Source organism: Candidatus Omnitrophota bacterium (genome assembly GCA_018894435.1).
In the GTDB taxonomy this organism is placed as follows: Bacteria; Omnitrophota; Gorgyraeia; order JAHIPI01; family JAHIPI01; genus JAHIPI01.
The window spans coordinates 19,120-39,035 of the sequence record JAHIPI010000024.1; the positions used below are offsets into that span (position 1 = coordinate 19,120).

The following is a 19,916-nucleotide window of genomic DNA, read 5'->3' on the forward strand; positions in this document are numbered from 1 at the left end:
ACAAGATACCATATTCCCGCTACAAGTCAATAAAAATCTGACCCGATTATAAATCGCTTGCTATAGTATAAAAATATTGTATAATAATACTGCTATGAAGCTAACTGATAACTCGATAAAGATCCTGTTATTTGCCGTTTGCGCGATTATGTTTTTGTACCACCTCGGCAGTGCTCTTCCCATAATAGAGATGGAGAAATTCTATTTCCAGAGCGTAAAGGAGATGTTCTCAGGGCACGACTGGATAACCCCATATTACCACGGTCAATTCAGGTTCGCCAAGCCCATCCTCTTCTACTGGTGCGTCAGTCTCTCCTATATTGTGTTCGGTATTAATAATTTTGCCGCGCGTTTTCCTTCGGCAGTCTTCGCCATCTTTACGATAATCCTTACTTATAGTATAGGCAGGAGGCTCTTCAATCAAAAGACAGGGTTATTGGCCGCGCTCATGGCCGCTACGTTCCCTATATTTTTCATGTACGCGCGGTATTCTTCGCCCGACATAGCGATGACATTTTTAATAACCTTTGCCATGTATCTTTTTATAAGAAAATCTTTTATCCCCTTTTTCGTCGTACTGGGGCTCGCCATGGCGACAAAAGGGCCGTTGGGATTTATCATCCCTCTCGTCGCTGTCTCGGCCTATATGATCAGCACAAAAGACCGGGCGACCCTTAAGTCAATGAATATGCCGCTCGGTATTGCAATCATCGCGGCAATAGGCCTTCCGTGGTATATATTGATGTACAAACTGCACGGAGACGTATATCTCAACCATATAATCGCTAAAGAGGCACTGGAGCGGATGTTCTATTCTCCCGGAGACAAAACGGGATCTGCGGCCCTTTTGAACTACGCTAAACACTTCTTCGATTACGTACCGGCCCTTTTGGCGTTTTTTATTCCGCATTCGCTCTTTTTGCCGGCATCGCTTATTGATGCTTTTAAAAATAAGAAAAGGCCCGCGGCCGAAAAAGATTCTTACAAGTTGGTCTTAAGCTTTTTTCTCACCATATTTGTACTTTTCACTCTTATCTCATCAAAGATATACCACTATATGCTGCCGATATCACCGTTTTTTGCCATTCTTGTCGCCGCATATCTAACCAGGTTAGAAGAGAGCGGGTCTTTATTCAAATCGCCGAATTTCAGGGTAATGTACACGCTTGTGATAATAACTTATTCGTTAGGCATAACGGTCCTTCTCTACACGATGAGGCATCTTTATCCTGCCCAAGTGCCGCTCTACAATTACGGACTTATTTTTGTGCCTTTGCTTTTGGCCGTACCGTATTGGAAGAAAAAAGGTTCCGTGGCGCTCTTCGCGATACCGCTTGCAACGGCCATAGTCATGATATTTTTTGCCGGGAAGGCGCTGCCTCTATTAAACGACAATAGCCTTTCCGTGTTCGCCGATGAAATAAAAGTGACACTGAAAGAGGGCGACAGGGTAGGCGTAGGGTCTATGGACATCAGCCAGCAGCGGCTCGGCTTATATCTGAACATGCGAATTGAAGAAGTGAATGTAAAATGGAAAGATACGGAGAAGGCCCTGCCCGCGCACAGGCAAAAATTGGAGCAATTTATTAATTCCGGCGCAAAGGTTTACCTTGTGATTTCGGAGGATGATTACAAAAAAGCCGTACCCGATGAGCTTAAACCAAAACTTTTGGTACTCGACGAGCGGGATACTTGGAAGTCAAGGCTTAAAAACGGATTTAAGAAAGATACTCTTCGGGATATATTGAACGGAAAAAAGGATCTGCTTCGTGATGTGCTGCGGCATAAACTCTATTTGCTAACCAATAAGTAAGTACTTACTTCTCCCCCTGCCAGCGCTCCACATTCAAATCATAAATCTCGCCAAGGATTTTCGGCACATCATATTCTATGTGCCAGGCGGGATAGTGGCTCATAAACTTCGCGACGCTCGATATCCACCACATATGGTCGCCGACGCGGTTCGTATCGGAATAAGTCCACTTCATTTTCTTCGCGGTAATTTCTTCGCATATCTTGACAGCTTCCAACATGGAGCAGTTTGAGTATCTTGCCCCTCCCATATTGTAGACTTCTCCCGCGCGCGGCGCCTTAAAGAATTCATGAAAGGCGCGTATCAGGTCGTTGCTATGAATATTGTCCCGCACCTGTTTGCCTTTGTAGCCGAAGACGGTGTAGGGTTCGTCTTTTGCGGCGCACTTCATAAGATAGGCGAGAAAGCCGTGCAGCTGGGTGGGCGAATGGCGCGGCCCCGTAAGACAGCCGCCGCGAAAAGAGGCCGTATACATCCCGAAATAGCGGCCGTATTCCTGCACCAATATATCAGCGGCAACTTTTGACGCACCGAAGAGACTGTGCAGATTCTGGTCTATGGACATATCTTCTCGTATGCCTTCATGATAGGTGTGGCTCGGGTCTATTTCAAAACGATATTCCTTCTCAATCAATGGCAGGCGGTTCGGGGTATCGCCGTAAACTTTATTGGTAGAGGTAAAAATAAATACCGCCTTCGGGGCATGGAGGCGTGCCGCTTCCAGTATATTGAGCGTGCCATTGGCATTTACCGTAAAATCCGTTATCGGCTCGCGCGCGGCCCAGTCGTGCGACGGCTGCGCGGCAGTATGTATTATAAGTTTTATGTCGGAGGCGTACTTTTTGAATATCTTTTCTATTGCGGCGTAATCTCTTATGTCGGCGTCTACATGGCAGTATTTCTTGCCGAGCTCCTTTTCCAGATGTTCGCGCTGCCATTTGGTGGAGGCGTTGTCGCCGAAAAATGTGCGACGCATGTCGTTATCTATCCCGACCACATCAAAACCTAAGCGGACAAAAAACGCCGATGCCTCCGAGCCTATCAATCCGGCCGAACCTGTTATTATCGCGACACTCATATTTATCCTTCCGATTTCTAACCTGGTTAGATCTGTCAGGTTAGAGCAGGCTTATTTTTTACAATAATCATTTTTTTTAAACAACGCAAGCCACAATGCATAAAACATCACCTGCACGTAGCCCCATCCGACCTGAAAGAGCTTAAATTTAGATTTTCCCATCTGGGGGCTGCGGTTGATCCAGGCGACCGGCACCTCGCCTACCTCGTAGCCGAATATTATAGGCAAGATTCCCGTCTCGGCGTTCATCGAAAAACCGCCGCTTTTCCACGGCATCTTCCGCACGATGTCCGCCTTATAAAGTTTAAAATTGTTGGTGAGGTCTTTCTGCTTTATACCGAAAATGATCCGCACAATAGCGTGCCATCCGCGGTTCATAAGTTTCTTATCCCCGGGGTAGCCCACGAGCCGGCCGCCTTCTGTAAAGCGCGACCCTATGACTCCGTCGAGTGATTTCTTCTCCAGCTCATTTATCATCGCGCGTACATCTTTGACATTTTCCAGAAAATCGCTGTCCATGGAAAGGACGTATTCGGCCCTGGGACTTACATTACGAAAACCCGTCCTAATTGCGTACCCAACACCCGAAGGAGCCCCTTTTCTTACGAGTTTGACTTTGCCGCTATTTTTCGCCCGCGATCCTACGACAGCGGAAGTGTTGTCGGTGCTTGAGTCGTCAACGGCAACGATCTCCAGAAGCTCTTTATCATAATTGGCAAGAAGGGCATCTATCATCTCACCTATCACCGCTTCTTCGTTATGTGCGATTAAGACTATGGAGAGGTTCTCTTTCACTATGCCTTTCTTGTCGCAGGCAACATCAGAGTAGCCACGGCGCCCAGCCAGAAAAGAAGAGTAGTCCAAAAAAGTACGGAGATATTATTTAAGAAGCGCACCGCGATAGAATAACTCCCTATTATTAAGATAATAGCCAATATCCGCAAAACTGCTTTTTGGTCGGCGGGTGTTTCCGGCCGGCCGATATAGTTGAATACGGCGAAATATATTACAAAAAGCCAAGCCCATGTGTAATAAATGCAGTACTGCGGCAATAATAACGCCAAAATAAGGAAGATCGCATACTGCAGCCCCTGAAAAACGTCTTTTCTCCCCTTCCACGCGGCTAGAAGTGAGAAAAATACAATAAGCCCTGCGGAAATCCTGATTATAAAATGGAGCACCACGGGAGGCAAAAGATACGTAAACTGCCATGTTTTACCGAACGCGAAGAGCTTTCCTACTGCGCTCGGCAGCGACTGACTGCTTGCCCTGAGGTCAATATAACTCGCGTATGAAGTGGTCAGGGAAAATGGTTTCAGCGTCCGGACAAACCACTCCCTGAGAAGGAAATTATTGAATTCGAACCCGAAAAAGAGAGACGGAACTGCGACAAATACAATAAGGAACGCCGGAATAAAACTGATAATATATTCTTTCTTCCTTATAATAAAATACAGCAGGAAAAATACAAGCGGAATATATACTGTTATTGCCAGGCTGAACAAAAGCGCCGATATAAAGAGCCTGTTCTCCTTGAAAAGTAGAAGCGCTGCCAGTATAAAGAAAAGCGCCATTATCTTATTCTGGCAATTTGCCAGCTCATAACCTATGAGCGGCAAAGTAAGAAGGAAACTTAATTTCAGGTTGTGATTACCGATCTCTTTAGAAGGCGCCGGAATAAGCCTGAGAAGCATCTTTGCGCTTAACGCGAGCAATAAAACTTGAGTCCAATACCACGCAAGTATGGAAGGGGTAATATTGACGAATTTAAAAGGCTGGTACATTTTACTTTCGAGCATAAAAGGCCACTGCAGTATGGCAAAACCGGGCGCATAACGGAAAAGCGACCTGTCGACGTCGGTGGGGTTTTCGTAGGGAGTCCTTTGGTTCTTTATCTGCTCTATCCCGAACAAGCCGACCCTTAAATCCTTGCCGTCTCTCACCACTGTAACTATTGCCAATGAAATTACGAAAGTAACTATTATGATCCCGAATATAAGTCCGGAATCAATTATCTTTTTAAATATCACGCTTTTTCCTCGCCTTTCCGCCAAGGCCTTTTTTGAGTATCCTTGTGAAGCAGAATATAGCCAATGAGATTATCGCTGCCCAGGAAAATATAATAAAAATCCAGCCGCTCGGCCTCATAGGAGCCTTTCTCGTTTATAAATATACGACGTCTTCCGGATGATACAAAGACAAAAATACCAGCATATAGTCCCTGAGATGGCGCGTAAGAAGAAAATTGTTCCTTATATGTTCGCGGCCGTTCTCGCCTAATTTTTTGGCATATCCCGGGCTGTGTAAAAGCTGTTTTATTCCAAAAGCCGCGCCCTCTACGGAATGACACAAGAGTCCCGAATATTTGTGTTTTATCTGCAGGGGAATACCTCCTACGTTCGAGGCAACTACCGGCTTCCCCTTCCATAGTGCCTCGGAAACAGTCAAGCCAAAGCCCTCTTTTAGCGACTTCTGGACAATGACAGTTGACGCTCTCTGGAGAGCATTTATCTCTACATCATTTTGCGGCAAAAGCAGGATGTGTATATCTTTGTCCCCTCCGGCCTTTTCTCTTACTTCCTCAAGGACTTGTATGGCCTCCGGATCATCTGCCGCGGTTCCGCCCGCCAAAATTAGCTGGCAATCTATGTGCCGCTTTACGTTCTGGTAGGCCTCAATAACACCTACAGGGTCTTTCAACCTGTCAAAACGGGATATCTGCGTCACAATTGGTTTATCGGTCGTGATATTATATTTCGCCAATACGCCGTCTATTACATCCTGAGGCAATTCTTTATTTTTGTCGCTCAAAGGATCTATAGAAGGCGCTATCAGAAACTGGCGGATAGCCAGCTCACGCGAAAAGCTCGGCGCGGAAAAGACAGCGGAGTCGTATTTGAGTATGAAATCCAAAAGAAATCCCCACACCTTTTGATCGGGGTCGGATACGTCGATATGACAGCGCCATATCCATTTATTATCGGCTTTCTTTTCGACAAGCGCTATCGGCTGAGGGTCGTGAATAAAGACAATATCGCCGTATATATTGACTTCTTCTATATTCATTCGGCTCGTCTCCATAAAGATGTCGAAATCGTGCTGAGTGAGCCCTTCATTTCTCCCGTGCAGGGCATTGTGGAATTTTTTAGTCACTTCGAAAAATTGTTCGCCGCCCTTTATAAGGTCCCACCTTGCATCCACACCCAGATCCCTTAAAAGCGGCACCATGCGGTTAAGTATCTCCGCCACTCCCCCTCCCACGGAGGTGGAGTTTACGTGCTGGATGACCTTTCCTTTCAGCCTTTCGCTTAAAAGCTCTAGATCATCTATGACTGATTGACCTACTATAGGAATATACTCTTCTATCTTTGCCATATTAATCCGCTATTCTCTTTTTTACCATTTTTATTACATTTTTTCTCAGGTCTTCCAAAGTATACGTATAGGGGTCCATTTTGGCTATCTTGTCGGCAAGCTCTTTGTCGCCGAGAGAGGTATCGATCCAGTATGAAAAGTCGTTTGTCTTCTTTTCAAGCCGCAAGCGCGCCTCAAAGATATGGAAATATATGGAATCAATAGTGACTTTTTTCAATATCGCCACAAATTCTCTTAGGTTAGTTGCAACATACTTGGTCGAAATTATAAAACTTATGGATTTAATAAAATGAAATTCGTTGTCACTGTCGGCAAATCTTGCCTTAGCCCGGGGGTTATCTTTCAGATAACTCTCTATTGTTCTGGCTATCTTCTCCCTGAGGGCGTGTATGGTCGAGTATTGAATAGTATCTATGCTTGCTAGCTTCTCGCCCAATTCATCTTCCACGAGAACGCTGGTCACCCAATACGCAAAGTCATTCGGCGGCTCGGGCGAAAGGTACTGGTGCTGTTGTAAGAACCTATGGGTATGGTGATAAATTGAAGAACCGGGAACAGTCTTGATCAAGTCCAGAAGCTCCTCCAGTGTCTCGGCCTTCAAGCCTGTCAACTCCGACAGATGAAGCCGCGTATAGAATTTAAAAGGTTCCTTCGCCTTTACGGGCTTTTTCATATTTTCTTATCCTCTAGCGAGGCTATCATTTTAAGGAATTTTATGACTTCTCGGCTATCATCAAGATAATATTTTGCCTTTGAGAGCAAGTTATTACCTACAAAGACAGTGATGCCCCGTTTTCTAAGCGCCTTAAAGGCGTCTTCGTCGGTAACATCGTCACCTACATAGACAGGCATTACGGCGCCTTCTACATTGTAATGGCTCCGGGCCAAAAGCCACATAACCGCCTTGCCTTTATCCCACCGAAGCGGCGGCCTTACCTCAAAGACTTTCTTGCCGGAAGTCACGCGTACAGCTCTTTTTTCAATATATGGCCGAACGCTATTGTGAAATATCGTATTTACCGGAAGTTCGTCTTTCTTCTTAACCTGCCTAAAATGTACGGATAAAGTAAGGCCTTTGTCTTCTATTATAACGCCTTCTATTTTTGAAAGACCGGCTGCCAATTCCCTCTTTATCTTCCTGAGAGTGCCCATATACGCGTCTGGAACCGGGCATCTGAATCTTATTTTCGGGCCTTCTATCTCCAGGCCATGGTTCCCCACATATAAAATATCGCGGATGCCAATGATCTTTTTTATGTCCCCAAGCGAGCGGCCGCTTATTATCGCGATTTTGCTGCGGCCTTTTTTGGCAAGCCGCTTCAATACCTTCTTCGCTTCGGCCGATATTTTTGCTTCCCGGGGTGTCTTTTTAATCGGCGTAAGTGTACCGTCATAGTCCAAAAAAATAAAGAGCGATTTTGTTTTTAAATCTTTCTTTAGCTCGTTCCATCTATCAAAAAGATAATGCATAAATTTATTCGTACTTTAGCTCTTCTTCAGCGAAGTGAGTTCTGTGATGATACTGCCCGCCCAGCGGTAGACATTGTTTTCGGCTATTAAACTGCGCATATTCTCCATGCGCTTTTTCTTCTCTTCGTCGGGCAGCTCAATCCCGAATTTTATGGCGTCTGCGAATTCCTCTATAGAATAGGGGTTGATCGGGACTGCGTCGGTCAATTCCCTGGCGGCTCCCGTAAACCGGCTTAAAAGCAAGACCCCGCTCGAATCGGACCTGGACGTAACATACTCCTTAGATACCAGATTCATCCCGTCGTGCAGAGAGCTTACTATGCACATGTCGCCAAGTACGTAGTAGGGCCTGATCTCTTCGGGCGAAAAATGCCTTTTCAGATATATTATCGGCTTCCAATTTCCGTCGGAATATTTCCAATTCTTTTTTTCTATCAGATCATCTATCTCTCCCATCAATTCATGATAGCGCTTTATATGCGTGCGGCTCGGCGCGGCCAACTGGATGAATACAAATTTATTTATATATTCGGGGTACTTTTCCAGGAATCTGTCAATAGCGAGTATGCGCTCTATTATGCCCTTGGTATAATCTATCCTGTCTACAGCCACGGCTATAAATTTATCTTTGAGCTCGAGTTCTTGCTTTATTTTTTTTACTTCTTCCTCGCTTACCTTTGGAATGTTGCCCGACATATACCCGTCCACGCTTATGGGAAAAGCCCTTACAAATGTCTCTTTATTGCCCCTTACGATACTGAATTTTTCCGTATCTACGCGGCACTCGATAAGCCTGTTTGCGGTATCTATAAAATTGTTGCATTGAAACTGAACGTGAAAGCCTATTAAGTCGCAGGCCAGCATACCGTCCAATATTTCCTGCTGATAAGGACAGATGGCGAAGACCTCGGGATTCGGCCAGGGAATATGCCAGAAAAGCGCTACAGTAGCGTCGGGGCGCTTCTCCTTTATCATCGCGGGAAGCAGAGTAAAGTGGTAATCCTGTATAAACACAAAGGGATTATTGGCCGGCAGCTCCTCAAGCACGCTTTCGGCAAACTTAAGATTTACTTTCTTATACATCTGCCAATCGGTTTCGCGGAAAATAGGCCTTGTGTGCGTAACATGGCAGAGCGGCCACAAACCTTCATTGGAAAAACCGTAGTAATAACCTTCTTCCTCTTTCTTTGTAAGAAATACTCTCTTCAATATATAGCGGTTGTCTTTAGGGGGAACGCCCAGTTTATTTTTTGAATTAACAAATTTTTTGTCTTCTGTGCCGCTGCCGTGGGCTATCCACGTACCGCCGCAGGCGCACAATATGGGGTCTATCGCGGTGACTACGCCGCTTGCGGGGCGTATGCACTTGGCAGCGCCTGTTATACTGTCTATAACATTCATATACGGCTCGCGGTTTGACACCACAAAAAGCGCGTTATCGCCCAGTTTTGCGTGGATAAGGTCGCGCAGTTTGTTTTCCGTCCAGCTTTCATCTTTCTGCACGCGTTCATGCGCCTCATCGGTCACTACTTTTCTTGCCACCCGCAGGCTCAATGCGACCTGTTCCACCTCGCTTATTAATTTGCCGAACTCGCCCTTCTCTTCGAAGGGTTTCAATTTATCTATCTCGCCCTTTTGAAAATGCTTAAACCACTGCGTAAGGCGGCGCATGGGCAGTACGAACATCTGCCATTGTATTAACAAAACGATCGCGGTCACAAGAGATAATAAAACTATCAGCGTGATGCTTATACTCCTCCACAACTGGGTCAGTACAGTGAACAAATAAGAGGTATCATAAATCACCTCTACCAAACCCAGCGGATTGCCGTCGTCGCCTGTAACAGGAATTATGTAACTGTAAACGGAATACTCCTTATACCTCATCAATGTGCCGCGGCTCTTTTTATCGGCCAACGCCTCTTTTATGTACGCCTTATCTTTTTCCCGCCAGTCGGCAATGCGCTCGGTAATTGCGAGGGTCTGGCCGTCTTGATCGTAAATAGCACAGCCCTGGAGCCGTTCCCTTTTTTGAAAACTCTCTACCAGCCGGTTAGCGGACCTTAAATCGTTATTCATAAGAGTGTATTTTGCGGATACTTCTATACTCTCGCCGACGGCCTTGGCCTTCCTCCTCAGGTCGTCCATCTGCTTTTCGTCCTCAAATTTGACCTGCATAATACCGAATATCGTAAATCCTACGGTCACAATGATTAGAATAGGCAGAAGAAATAGAAGTATTCTTTTCATGGCTTACTTCCCTCTTTCTCCTGTCCGTAGTTTATGGCTCTGATCGGGTAAGGGATATTTATGGATTCTTTAGCATACTCCTCATGAAGCCTTTTTACAAATTCGTGCTTGACCAGATACTGGTCCACGAATTCCTTGGCCCTTAAGATAACGGTGAAATTTATACTGAAATCGTCAAAGGTGTGATAGCGGATAAACGGGTCAAATTCCGGAACGCCGCCCTTAACTTCTTTCATAACCTCTTTGGCCACTTTACAGGTGACCTTCTCCACTTTTTTGAGGTCGCTGTCGTAATGGACACCCAGATTGACCAGCACCGCCATATCTTTTTCGGGCAGACAAAAATTGGTAACTATGGATTTGCTCAGTTTCTCGTTCGGCACAAGGACTATATTGTTAGGCAGCATCCTGATCTTGGTTGTGCGCCAGTTGATATCTGTAACGTATCCCTCTTCTCCGGAGTCAAGCTTCAGGTAATCGCCGACCCTGATCTGGCGTGTCAATATTATATGGAAGCCGGCGAAAAGATTGGAAAGCGTGTCCTGTAAAGCCAGCGCAACCGCCAGGCCGCCTATGCCAAGGGTGGCGAGAATCGGGGTTATGGATATGCCAAGCGCGTTTAAAATTATTAAAATACCGATGGCAAATATGATTATGCTGCTTATATGCTGCGTAAGCGAGGTAACCGGCAGGGTTGATTCGAGTTTACGGGAATACGCGTTTATTAAATTGCTGGCCATGCTGGCCAAAACAAAGGTGACGGAAAATATAGCAAGAATCAGTAATGATCTATCTATAATGCGTACCACGCCTGCGGGAATAGCTGTAGTTTGCAGCGCAAAATACAAACCAAGCATGAGGGACCATATTATAGACGGCCCCCTTAGCGCCTCAACAATGATATCATCAATAGGCGTTATGGTCTTTTTAGCCCAGTGGGCAAGCCGCACAAAAATGATCTTCCTTACGATAAGCCCTAAGAATAAGGTGAGTAAAAATATGCCTAACGGCATAAGCATATTAAGGTGCTCTTGTAATGAAAATCCTGAGATTTGGTCCATGGTCTCCCCTTTTCTATAATTTTGGTAATATAATACTATATCACTTGGGCGGGTAAAATACAAGGGCAAACGGGGACGTCTCTATTTGGCATTTTGTAGTTGTCTTCAGCCATTAGCAAACTTTCTTTCCTTAATCCAGCAATATAAAACAGGGACCAAAATAAGATTGGATAATGTCGCCGTAACAAGGCCTCCCACGGTAGGAGCGGCCATCGGTTTCATGATTTCGGAGCCGGTGCCGGTAGACAGCATGACCGGGAGAAGAGCAATGATAGTCGTCGTGGTAGTCATCATTGCAGGCCGCACTCTCAATAACCCGCCCTCTATCACGGTAGCTCGTATTTCAGCCACTGTTTTTGGCATCTTGTTCTTGAATAAATCATCCAAGCATGAAACCAATACCACCGCATTATCCGTCGCTACGCCAAATAAAGCAATAAAGCCCACCCATACGGCGGTTGAGAATTTGAAGCCTAAAATGAATAAAAGTATAATACCACCCATGAGCGATACTGGAATGCCGGTGCTGACTACAGCTAGGGAAGTAAAGGAATTGTTGAACGCTACATAGAGAAGCAACAATATAATGGCTAAACATATAGCTAAGGATGGGATCAGTTTTTTACGCGATTCCATTTCCGACTCAAACTGGCCTGACCAGCCGATATAATATCCCGGCGGAAGATCGATCTTCCCGCTTTTTATCGCCTCGTTCACGACTTTCTGCGCGGATTTTACAAAATCCACCAGCCCTACGACGTCCTGGTTAACATTTATGAATATGCGCGCATACGGCAGAGTATTTTCCGATTGAATCATAGACGGCCCCGTAACCTTCACCAATTTTGCTACCTGGCTCAAAGGCACCTGCTCGCCCATCATACTCGAAACAAATATTCTTTCCAGAGCCTCGGGCCGATCCCTTAACTCACGCATATATCTTACTCTGACGGGATAGCGCTCTCTTCCTTCTACCGTCGTAGTAAGGTTTTCTCCGCCGATAGCGGTCATAATAATATCCTGAATGTCATCTATCCTTAATCCGTAGCGGGCGGCCTTTGCTCTGTCTATCTCAATTTCAAAATAAGGCAGACTGCCGAAACGTTCGGCAAAAGGCGAAACCGCGCCTTTAACTTTGCTTACTATTTTTTCCAATTCTATGGCTATCTCTTCTATCTTTTTCAAATCCGATCCAAAAACTTTGATGCCTACCGGCGTCTGAATTCCCGTCGCCAGCATATCGATGCGGTTTCTGATGGGCTGTGTCATTATGGGGCTTACGCCGGGTATCTCTGTCTTTTCCTGAATTTCCCGTATCAACTTCTCTCTTGTCATTCCCCTCCGCCACATCTTTTGCGGTTTCAAATGAATAATCGTCTCGAGCATTATTATGGGCGCCGGATCGGTTGCAGTTTCTGCGCGGCCTAATTTTCCTACAACCCATTCAACCTCATTGGGAAATTTCTCCTTTATTATCATATCCTGCGTTTTTAAGACTTCCTGTACCTGCGTCAAAGATGCTCCGGGTAATAGAATGGGCATGAAGAGCAGGTCCCCTTCATTGAGCGGAGGCATAAATTCCTGTTTCATCGAGACGGCCAATATGCCGCCTATAAGTAATACCGCAAGAGCAATTAACACAACGGTCTTTTTGCGGTCTAATGCCCACTTTATAGCAGGTTTGTATATCTTAAAAAGAAATCTGGAAGTAGCGTTATCTTCGGCTAATCTCAGTTTTCCCCTTAATAAATAATATGACAACGTCGGCAGCAAAGTTAATGCGATAAGCGCGGCGCCGAACATGGCAAACGTCTTTGTGAACGCAAGCGGCCTGAATAATTTTCCCGCCTGGCCTGTCAATACAAAAACCGGGATAAAGCCGACTATTGTCGTAAGTAGGGCAAACAAGACGGGCCTGCCTACTTCCTGGGCAGATTTAATGCACACTTCAAGGCGTTCCTCAGCGGGCAGTTGAGGCAGGCCTCTTTCGTTGCGGCGTTCGGCGATTTTGCGGTACATATTCTCTACCAAGACGCAGCCGGAATCAACCATAACGCCGATGGCGATTGCTATGCCGCCCAAAGACATGATATTGGCATCGACCCCTATCTGCCGCATTAATATAAAAGCTATTAAGACCCCTATCGGAAGCACAATGGATATGATGATACTGCCCCAGAAATGGAGCAGGAATACCGCAATGACAAATATGGTAATAATTATTTCCTGAATTAACGCGCTGGTTAATGTGCTGATGCACCTTTTAATAAGGCCGGTGCGGTCATAGAAAGGCACGATTCTGACTCCGGGCGGCAATCCCACTTTTAATTCTACGATCTTCTTTTTTATATCATTAATCACTTTTAACGGATTCTCTCCGTAGCGCATCAGGACAACGCCGCCGGTAACCTCTACGCCTTCTTTATCCAATGCCCCTCTTCTGAATTCCGGCCCCAAAGTAACAGCGCCGATATTTTTTATATAAACGGGCGTACCCGCGTGGCTTGATATGACTATATTTTCAATGTCCGTAACGTTTTTAATGAAACCGACGCCGCGAACTATATATTCTACCTGCCCCTCCTCAAAGACCTTGGCCCCTACGTCTATATTGGAGCGCTTGACCGCTGTCAGCACATCCATTAATCTTATGTTATACGAAAGCAATTTATTGGGATCGACGTCTACCTGGTACTGCTTGACATAACCGCCAACGGAGCCTACTTCCGAAACACCCGGAACAGCATTTAATTGATACCGCACATACCAGTCCTGCAGGGAACGCAGCTGGGATAAATCGTATTGGGAGGCAATAAGCGGATTTTTATCTATAGGACATAAACCCGGCTTATCGTAAGATTCCTGGGGATGGTCGGGACAATAGTAACCGTTTTCTACGGTATACCAAAAGATCTGCCCTATGGCCGTGGCATCTGGGCCTAAAGAGACCATTGCCCCTTCGGGCAAACCGGCGGTAGCAAAATTAAGCCTTTCCAGAACGCGGGTTCTCGCCCAATAGTAATCGACATCCTCTTTGAAAATGAGATAGACCATGCCGATGCCGAAACCCGATGAGGAGCGTATAACTTTTACGCCCGGTGTGCCCAAAAGGCGGGTGGTAAGAGGGTAGACCACCTGGTCTTCGACATCTTTAGGGCTTCTCCCCGGCCAATCGGCGAAAACGATGACCTGCAGTTCACCGATGTCAGGGATCGCGTCAATTGGCGTATTTTGTATCGAAAAGATGCCCCATATGATTATGAGAGCGAATGCCGAAATTACTAAAAAACGGTTCTTTAGACATGTCTCTATTATTTTGTCTATCATATTACTTTCTCAATGTCGGTGCGGGGGGTGTTTTTTCTTCTTCTGTAGTCAGCGCGCCACCGTAAGCGCCGCTTATTCCTCCGCTTAACTGGCTTTGCGAATCTATCAAGAAATTTGATTTGGTTACGACTTTGTCGCCTTCTTTTAGACCGCTTAAGACGGGATAAAACTTCTGTTCCTGGTCGTCGACTTCAGCGCTTGCCTCAGGGCCGAGTTTTACTTTTTTGCCTATAAAAGCGCCTCCCCCGATATCCACGTAAACTATCTTCCGCGCGCCCGTATCCAAAACCGCGTCTTTAGGAATGGCTAAAGTCATGTGCGAACCATCAGTATTCACATACATGCTTTCTATAATTACATCGGCATACATCTCCGGCTGCAGCTTCCTATCTTTATTATCGGCTTCTATCCTTATCTTCGCGGAGCGGGTCATCGGATTGATTACGGGACTTATTGACTTTATCACGCCGTCAAATCTTTCGCCCGGATAAGCCGTAGTAGTTATTAAAACGCCCTGCCCTACTTTTATCCATCCCAGTTCATATTCATAGATATCCGCGTATACCCACGCCTTTTCCTCCGGCAATACTAAATTCATCTGGGCTATTCCCTCTTCCTCCAACGCTCTTATCTCGTCATCGCCCATTCCGAGAAGCCTCAATCTGAATTTCGATTTTTCAACAAGGTCGTCGGCCCTTTTTATGACGCCCTGGTCAGAACTATTTTTCACCTTCTCGCGCGTCTCAAGGGCGGTAAGGAATTCTTCTTGTGATACGGCTAACTCCGGATCAAATGCCACTTTGCCCACAGTGCGTATAAGCTTGGAAAGGTGGCGTTTTATTATTTCCTCAGTCTTAACGCCGGCTAATTCTATCTGTTCGGGGCTAAGCTTAACTCTTGAAAGGACTTCTCCGCCCACCGGCTGATCATCCGCCTCTTCATATACAGGGATAAAATCCATGCCCATAGAATCTTTCATGGGAACTTCCGATGTAATAGCGGGATTCATCGGGTTGCGGTAATATAAGATTTTCCGCTGGACTGTTTTTTGTGTCTTTTTGGCCAGGGGCGTTGTCTTTGCCGTGTCTTGCGGTTCTATCTTCTTAAGTGGCTTTTTGCAGACCGGGCAATTCATTGGCTTATCCGTCTTCATAATAAAAGAGTGGCCGCCGCAAATACATTGCGTATCCGGTTTCCCCTCGTCGCAATGCGGGCAATGGCCTTCTTCCCTTACTCCACAGCCATAATACGCTTCTGTCGTTTGCGGTGTTTCGGTCCTTAGCGGTACTTCTTTGGCAACCTGTTCCTGCCCAGTTTTTTTCGCGCAACCTGACGCAGCAAATAGAAGCACCATAATTAAAACGATGATTTTCCGCATAAAATACCCTCCCCTATCCGCCTTCGCCGAATACTTCCGCCTACGCCACATTGCTTTCGCGCGTGGCTTCGTCGGACAAGTATTGTGTTTGGCTTCGGCGGATGTCGCCCTAAAAAATATCTGCAGGGCTCCACAAATCCGTACCTACTGCCTCTTCCAGGTCCGCCTTTGCTGTTTCCAGTTCAAAAATTGTCTTATAGTAATCCAGTTTTATATCCAAAAACATTCTCTGGCTGTCCAGAAGATTCAAAAAGTCCACCTGCCCCGCTTCATAGCCCGTAAGAGAGGCTTTAAGCGCCTGCTCTGCCTGCGGGATAAAGGACGTCTCAAATGTTTCTACCAGCTTTTTGTATGATTCCGCCTCGGCATAAGCGTATTTTACTTCAAAAAGCGCCATATTTTCCATCGTATTGTAATCCGCGCGTATCATATCGAGTTCTGATTGTTTTTCTCTGACTCCCGGCACCTGTTTCTCCATGAACCATATGGGGATGCTGACGCCCAGCATGCCTTTCCATCTGCCGCTTGCGTCACTGGCTATCATTTGCTCAAATTTGCCGGAGAGATCGGGTAAAAATTCATTCCACGCAAGCATATAGGCAGTTTTGCCCCTTTCCACGGCATATTGAAACGCGCGAAGTTTCGGCCGGTATTCCTTGGCCGCCGCAAATAGTTCGCTAATGGATTCCGCTACATCTTTTCTTTCCAAAACGTCCTCAATGCGTAATCCCTCATCCGGATCTTTATTTAAAAGTATGTTCAATTTTGCTTTGGCAATCTGAAGTTTCTGATCCAACAAAATCAGTGAATTGTCTACCTTAGCTATTTCCACATCCGCTTTTAAAACATCCTGCTGGCTTCCCTTATTAACCGAATAGCGCGCCGCCGCGCTTCGCGCAAACTGTTCCAGGATGGCTTTGTTCTCATCGGTCACACCCTCGGCTTTTTCCAGATACCAGATTTCAAAATATGCCGATTTTACCCGCGCTATTATGCCGCGCTCTTTCTCGCGGTAATTTTCATACGAGATCTTAGCGTCTTTGGATGCGATCTGCGAACGGAGTAAAAGCTTTGTAGGAAACGGCATTTTTTGGGAAATCGCCCAGCTCTTCATCCCTTTTCCGGCTACTCCCGGAACACCTGCGCGCATTTTGTCATAGATAAATTCTGCGGTAGGATCATCGGGCATAAGTTCCTGGGATACTTTTGTTTTCGCTGCTTCGTAGTTTTTCTTAGCGGCTAAAATCTCGGGATTGGCTCTAAGCGCTTCATCTATGGCCGCTCTTAATGAGAGGGGTGGTTCTTCGGCATAGGAAATTAAGACATTGACGCAAGCAAGCATTGAAAAAAGAAGAACACATAAGGATAATTGCACGCCGTGTTTTTTCTTCATCGCGATATGTTTATTCTTTCTCTTTGTTTATTATATCTATATATTTCTGCGGGTCTTTTTTGAAGTCATCTATGCACATAGGGCAGCAGAAATTATATATTTTACCCTCATAGGCATAGGTGGCTTTTGTTTTTTCGTCTATCTTCTCGCCTGTAACCGGACATATTGTATTGCCGACATCGACCAGTTTTGTTTCCTGAGTCTTGCTATGGCCGGGATCCATATGGCCGGCATGAACATTGCCGCTCTCTTCCGTGCCGCACATCGCAGCATAAGATGCATTTTTAAATCCGAATATTGCTACCCCAACCAACAATGCTATCAACAGCTTTTTCTTCATCTCGTCCTCCTCTACTATTACATAACATTATACACCCTCCATATAGTTTTCCTATATTTCTATTTTAACCTCTTGTTTTTCTGAACCTTGATATTAACTCCATAATCTCATTTATTTTTTTCTGCTTCTCTCCCGCGGATTTCCCCTTTAAGGCGTTTACAACGCAGCTATCCAAGTGCTTCTTGAATATACTATCTTCTATGCGGTATAATGCGCCGATAACCGAATGAATCTGGGTAACAATATCGATGCAGTACCTCTTTTCTTCGATCATCTTTTGAAGGCCACGGACTTGGCCTTCAATCTTTTTTAAAAATTCTAATTGCTCCTCATGGGTAGTAACCTGTTTCACTTCGCCACCTCTTGACCCAAGTATACCATACCCCCCTACCCCATGTCAAGCATAATTTCACTTACCATAAGGGGATATTTCCCTCAGGCCTTTTATCACAGACGGGAGCTCGTCTATTATATAATCTATTTCCTTCTCGGTGTTATATCTGCTTAAACTGAAACGTATGGAACCCTGGATAAAAGTAAAAGGGATACCCATAGCCCGCAGGACATGCGATGGCGTTAATGAACCAGAAGTGCACGCAGAACCGCTTGAAGCCGCAATTCCTTTTTCGTCAAGCTTGAGGAGTATCGCTTCTCCCTCAATAAACTCAAATGAGATATTGCAAGTATTGGGAAGCCTATACTCCCTATGGCCGTTTATTTTTGAATTGGATACTGTTTTAAGTATAGCGCCTTCTAACTTATCGCGGAGTTTTTTAACGCGCGCATTCTCTTCCCCGATATTCTTTTTGGCCAATTCGCAAGCAACACCCAGCCCGACAATAGACGCTACGTTCTCTGTCCCGCCGCGCCGGCCGTGTTCCTGATGGCCCCCTACCAAAAACGGAGTAAATTTTGTGCCTTTGCGCACACAAAGCGCGCCCACGCCTTTCGGCGCATGTATCTTATGCCCTGAGATGGATAAAAGATCGACCGGAAGCTTTGTCAATTGAAAAGGAATCTTTCCTGCCGCCTGAACCGCGTCTGTATGAAATACGGCTCCTCTTTGCCTCGCGATTTCGGCGATCTCTTCAATGGGAAAGATCACGCCCGTCTCATTATTGGCGTACATCACGGAAATAAGCGCCGTATCGTGGTCTATAGAGGCTTTGAGCTCGTTCAGGTCTATCATGCCTTCGGTGTTAACATTGAGATACGTCACTCGATAACCGGCCGTTTCAAGGTACTGGCACAGATTCAACACGGCCGCGTGTTCTACTTTTGTAGTGACGATATGCCGCTTCTCCGGATAAGACCGAAGCGTGCCTATTATCGCGGCATTATCGCTTTCGGTGCCGCAGCTTGTAAATATTATTTCGGAAAGGCTGCTCGCCCCCAAAAGGTCCGCTACGCTCTGCCGCGCGCTTTCTACATTGCGATGTACTGCCCCGCCGAAGGTGTGCATGCTTGAAGGATTTCCGTATCTTTCGGTAAGAAACGGCTTCATCGCCTCGAAGACTTCGGGCGCAACCATGGTAGTCGCATTATTATCGACGTATACTACTTTCATTCCTTTACCTCTTCCACTACTATACTTTCATCGACGAATTCTCTTAATTTCGATTCTACAAGGACTTTCAGCGTAACGCCCGTCGCGGGGCAGCCCAGGCATGTGCCCAATAATTTCACATAAACTTTGTTGCGGTCTATATCGACGACTTCTATGTTTCCGCCGTCGGCCTTAAGGCTGGGGCGGATCTCTCTGTCTATCGTTTCCTGTATGGCGGCAATTCGCTGGAGATTGGTAAGTTTAAACTTCGGCAGCTCTTTTTTATATACGGCCTTACTTCCTTCTTTCTTCCAGAATTCGTTAAGTAATTTTTCTATCTCCGGCTTGCATTTGCCGCAGCCGCCGCCGGCTTTAGTATAATTGGTTACTTCTTCTACCGTATGGAGATTATTCTCCTTTATGGCGCGGATTATCTTCTTGTCGGTAACGCTGAAACATTTGCAGATGATTTTTTCTTCGCCCACCATTTCTTTTTTAGCCGGCGTACCTCTGTAATTGGATATCGCCGCCTCAAGCGCCTCCATACCCATTACAGAGCAATGCATCTTCTCTTCGGGCAGGCCCCCAAGATAGTCAGCGATATCTTTATTTGTAACGCGGGAGGCCTGTTCTATGGTCATACCCTTGATGATTTCTGTAAGCGCCGAGGATGAAGCAATGGCGCTGGCGCAGCCGAAAGTCTGGAATTTGGCGTCTTTTATAATACCGGTGGATTTCTCTATGCGTAGGGTAAGCCGCAGCGCGTCGCCGCATATTATGCTGCCTACTTCGCCTACGGCGTCAGGATTTTCAATCACGCCTGTGTTGTGCGGGTTTTTGAAAAACTCTTTTACTTTGTCAGAATAATCCCACATAGTATCTCCT

General features: G+C 45.8%; 16 protein-coding genes. 1 reads left to right on the top strand and 15 read right to left on the bottom strand.

Translation table 11 applies throughout. The features are described 5' to 3' along the window. Positions 1-94: 94 nt before the first annotated feature. Entirely contained in the window at positions 95-1,813 is a 1,719-nt protein-coding gene (locus KKI13_01900; GenBank protein MBU4487803.1) for a glycosyltransferase family 39 protein, read from the top strand. 4 nt (positions 1,814-1,817) lie between these two features. Here KKI13_01900 and KKI13_01905 read toward each other — a convergent pair whose 3' ends face one another. The 15 genes from KKI13_01905 to nifU all read right to left on the bottom strand — a co-directional run bounded on the left by KKI13_01905 (position 1,818) and on the right by nifU (position 19,906). Then, complete coding sequence (locus tag KKI13_01905) at positions 1,818-2,891, bottom strand: NAD-dependent epimerase/dehydratase family protein (GenBank protein ID MBU4487804.1); 1,074 nt, start codon at positions 2,889-2,891, stop codon at positions 1,818-1,820. Between the two features lie 51 nt (positions 2,892-2,942). Beyond that, positions 2,943-3,686: a glycosyltransferase gene (locus KKI13_01910; protein ID MBU4487805.1), complete on the bottom strand. Its 744-nt coding sequence runs from the start codon at positions 3,684-3,686 to the stop codon at positions 2,943-2,945. After that, positions 3,686-4,921 (bottom strand): DUF2029 domain-containing protein, encoded by a 1,236-nt coding sequence (locus KKI13_01915; protein ID MBU4487806.1) that lies wholly within the window; start codon positions 4,919-4,921, stop codon positions 3,686-3,688. Before KKI13_01915 ends, KKI13_01910 begins: the two co-directional genes overlap by 1 nt. A gap of 133 nt (positions 4,922-5,054) precedes the next feature. Next, a complete protein-coding gene (locus tag KKI13_01920; protein MBU4487807.1) occupies positions 5,055-6,266 on the bottom strand; it encodes a glycosyltransferase in 1,212 nt (403 codons plus the stop codon). 1 nt (position 6,267) lies between these two features. After that, positions 6,268-6,939, bottom strand: a complete 672-nt coding sequence (locus KKI13_01925; protein ID MBU4487808.1) for a hypothetical protein — start codon at positions 6,937-6,939, stop codon at positions 6,268-6,270. Then, positions 6,936-7,736 (bottom strand): trehalose-phosphatase, encoded by an 801-nt coding sequence (otsB, locus tag KKI13_01930; protein MBU4487809.1) that lies wholly within the window; start codon positions 7,734-7,736, stop codon positions 6,936-6,938. Before otsB ends, KKI13_01925 begins: the two co-directional genes overlap by 4 nt. Positions 7,737-7,751: 15 nt before the next feature. Continuing rightward, the gene (locus KKI13_01935) at positions 7,752-9,161 is read right to left on the bottom strand and encodes a trehalose-6-phosphate synthase (protein ID MBU4487810.1); all 1,410 of its coding nucleotides are present in this window, start codon (positions 9,159-9,161) and stop codon (positions 7,752-7,754) included. An 821-nt stretch (positions 9,162-9,982) separates the two neighbouring features. Then, a complete protein-coding gene (locus tag KKI13_01940; GenBank protein MBU4487811.1) occupies positions 9,983-11,005 on the bottom strand; it encodes a mechanosensitive ion channel family protein in 1,023 nt (340 codons plus the stop codon). A 147-nt stretch (positions 11,006-11,152) separates the two neighbouring features. After that, on the bottom strand, positions 11,153-14,374 hold the full coding sequence (locus KKI13_01945) for a CusA/CzcA family heavy metal efflux RND transporter (protein MBU4487812.1): 3,222 nt from the start codon (positions 14,372-14,374) through the stop codon (positions 11,153-11,155). Position 14,375: 1 nt separating this feature from the next. Next, on the bottom strand, positions 14,376-15,752 hold the full coding sequence (locus tag KKI13_01950; GenBank protein MBU4487813.1) for an efflux RND transporter periplasmic adaptor subunit: 1,377 nt from the start codon (positions 15,750-15,752) through the stop codon (positions 14,376-14,378). 109 nt (positions 15,753-15,861) lie between these two features. Continuing rightward, entirely contained in the window at positions 15,862-17,145 is a 1,284-nt protein-coding gene (locus tag KKI13_01955; protein MBU4487814.1) for a TolC family protein, read from the bottom strand. Positions 17,146-17,155: 10 nt separating this feature from the next. Continuing rightward, positions 17,156-17,368 carry a YHS domain-containing protein gene (locus KKI13_01960; protein ID MBU4487815.1) on the bottom strand — a complete coding sequence of 71 codons (213 nt, stop codon included), beginning with the start codon at positions 17,366-17,368 and terminating at the stop codon, positions 17,156-17,158. 181 nt (positions 17,369-17,549) lie between these two features. Beyond that, positions 17,550-17,837, bottom strand: coding sequence for a metal-sensitive transcriptional regulator (locus tag KKI13_01965; GenBank protein ID MBU4487816.1), 288 nt, complete (start codon positions 17,835-17,837; stop codon positions 17,550-17,552). Between the two features lie 57 nt (positions 17,838-17,894). Next, positions 17,895-19,052, bottom strand: coding sequence for a cysteine desulfurase NifS (gene nifS, locus KKI13_01970; protein MBU4487817.1), 1,158 nt, complete (start codon positions 19,050-19,052; stop codon positions 17,895-17,897). Then, complete coding sequence (gene nifU / locus KKI13_01975; GenBank protein ID MBU4487818.1) at positions 19,049-19,906, bottom strand: Fe-S cluster assembly protein NifU; 858 nt, start codon at positions 19,904-19,906, stop codon at positions 19,049-19,051. Before nifU ends, nifS begins: the two co-directional genes overlap by 4 nt. Positions 19,907-19,916: the final 10 nt, after the last annotated feature.

What these genes read in the sequence shown, in the direction of transcription:
- KKI13_01925 (MBU4487808.1), bottom strand. Translation starts at nt 6,939, where the DNA reads ATGAAAAAGCCCGTAAAGGCGAAGGAACCTTTTAAATTCTATACGCGG.
- KKI13_01945 (MBU4487812.1), bottom strand. Translation starts at nt 14,374, where the DNA reads ATGATAGACAAAATAATAGAGACATGTCTAAAGAACCGTTTTTTAGTA.
- nifU (MBU4487818.1), bottom strand. Translation starts at nt 19,906, where the DNA reads ATGTGGGATTATTCTGACAAAGTAAAAGAGTTTTTCAAAAACCCGCAC.
- otsB (MBU4487809.1), bottom strand. Translation starts at nt 7,736, where the DNA reads ATGCATTATCTTTTTGATAGATGGAACGAGCTAAAGAAAGATTTAAAA.
- KKI13_01900 (MBU4487803.1), top strand. Translation starts at nt 95, where the DNA reads ATGAAGCTAACTGATAACTCGATAAAGATCCTGTTATTTGCCGTTTGC.
- KKI13_01905 (MBU4487804.1), bottom strand. Translation starts at nt 2,891, where the DNA reads ATGAGTGTCGCGATAATAACAGGTTCGGCCGGATTGATAGGCTCGGAG.
- KKI13_01960 (MBU4487815.1), bottom strand. Translation starts at nt 17,368, where the DNA reads ATGGATCCCGGCCATAGCAAGACTCAGGAAACAAAACTGGTCGATGTC.
- KKI13_01955 (MBU4487814.1), bottom strand. Translation starts at nt 17,145, where the DNA reads ATGAAGAAAAAACACGGCGTGCAATTATCCTTATGTGTTCTTCTTTTT.
- KKI13_01950 (MBU4487813.1), bottom strand. Translation starts at nt 15,752, where the DNA reads ATGCGGAAAATCATCGTTTTAATTATGGTGCTTCTATTTGCTGCGTCA.
- nifS (MBU4487817.1), bottom strand. Translation starts at nt 19,052, where the DNA reads ATGAAAGTAGTATACGTCGATAATAATGCGACTACCATGGTTGCGCCC.
- KKI13_01920 (MBU4487807.1), bottom strand. Translation starts at nt 6,266, where the DNA reads ATGGCAAAGATAGAAGAGTATATTCCTATAGTAGGTCAATCAGTCATA.
- KKI13_01940 (MBU4487811.1), bottom strand. Translation starts at nt 11,005, where the DNA reads ATGCTTATGCCGTTAGGCATATTTTTACTCACCTTATTCTTAGGGCTT.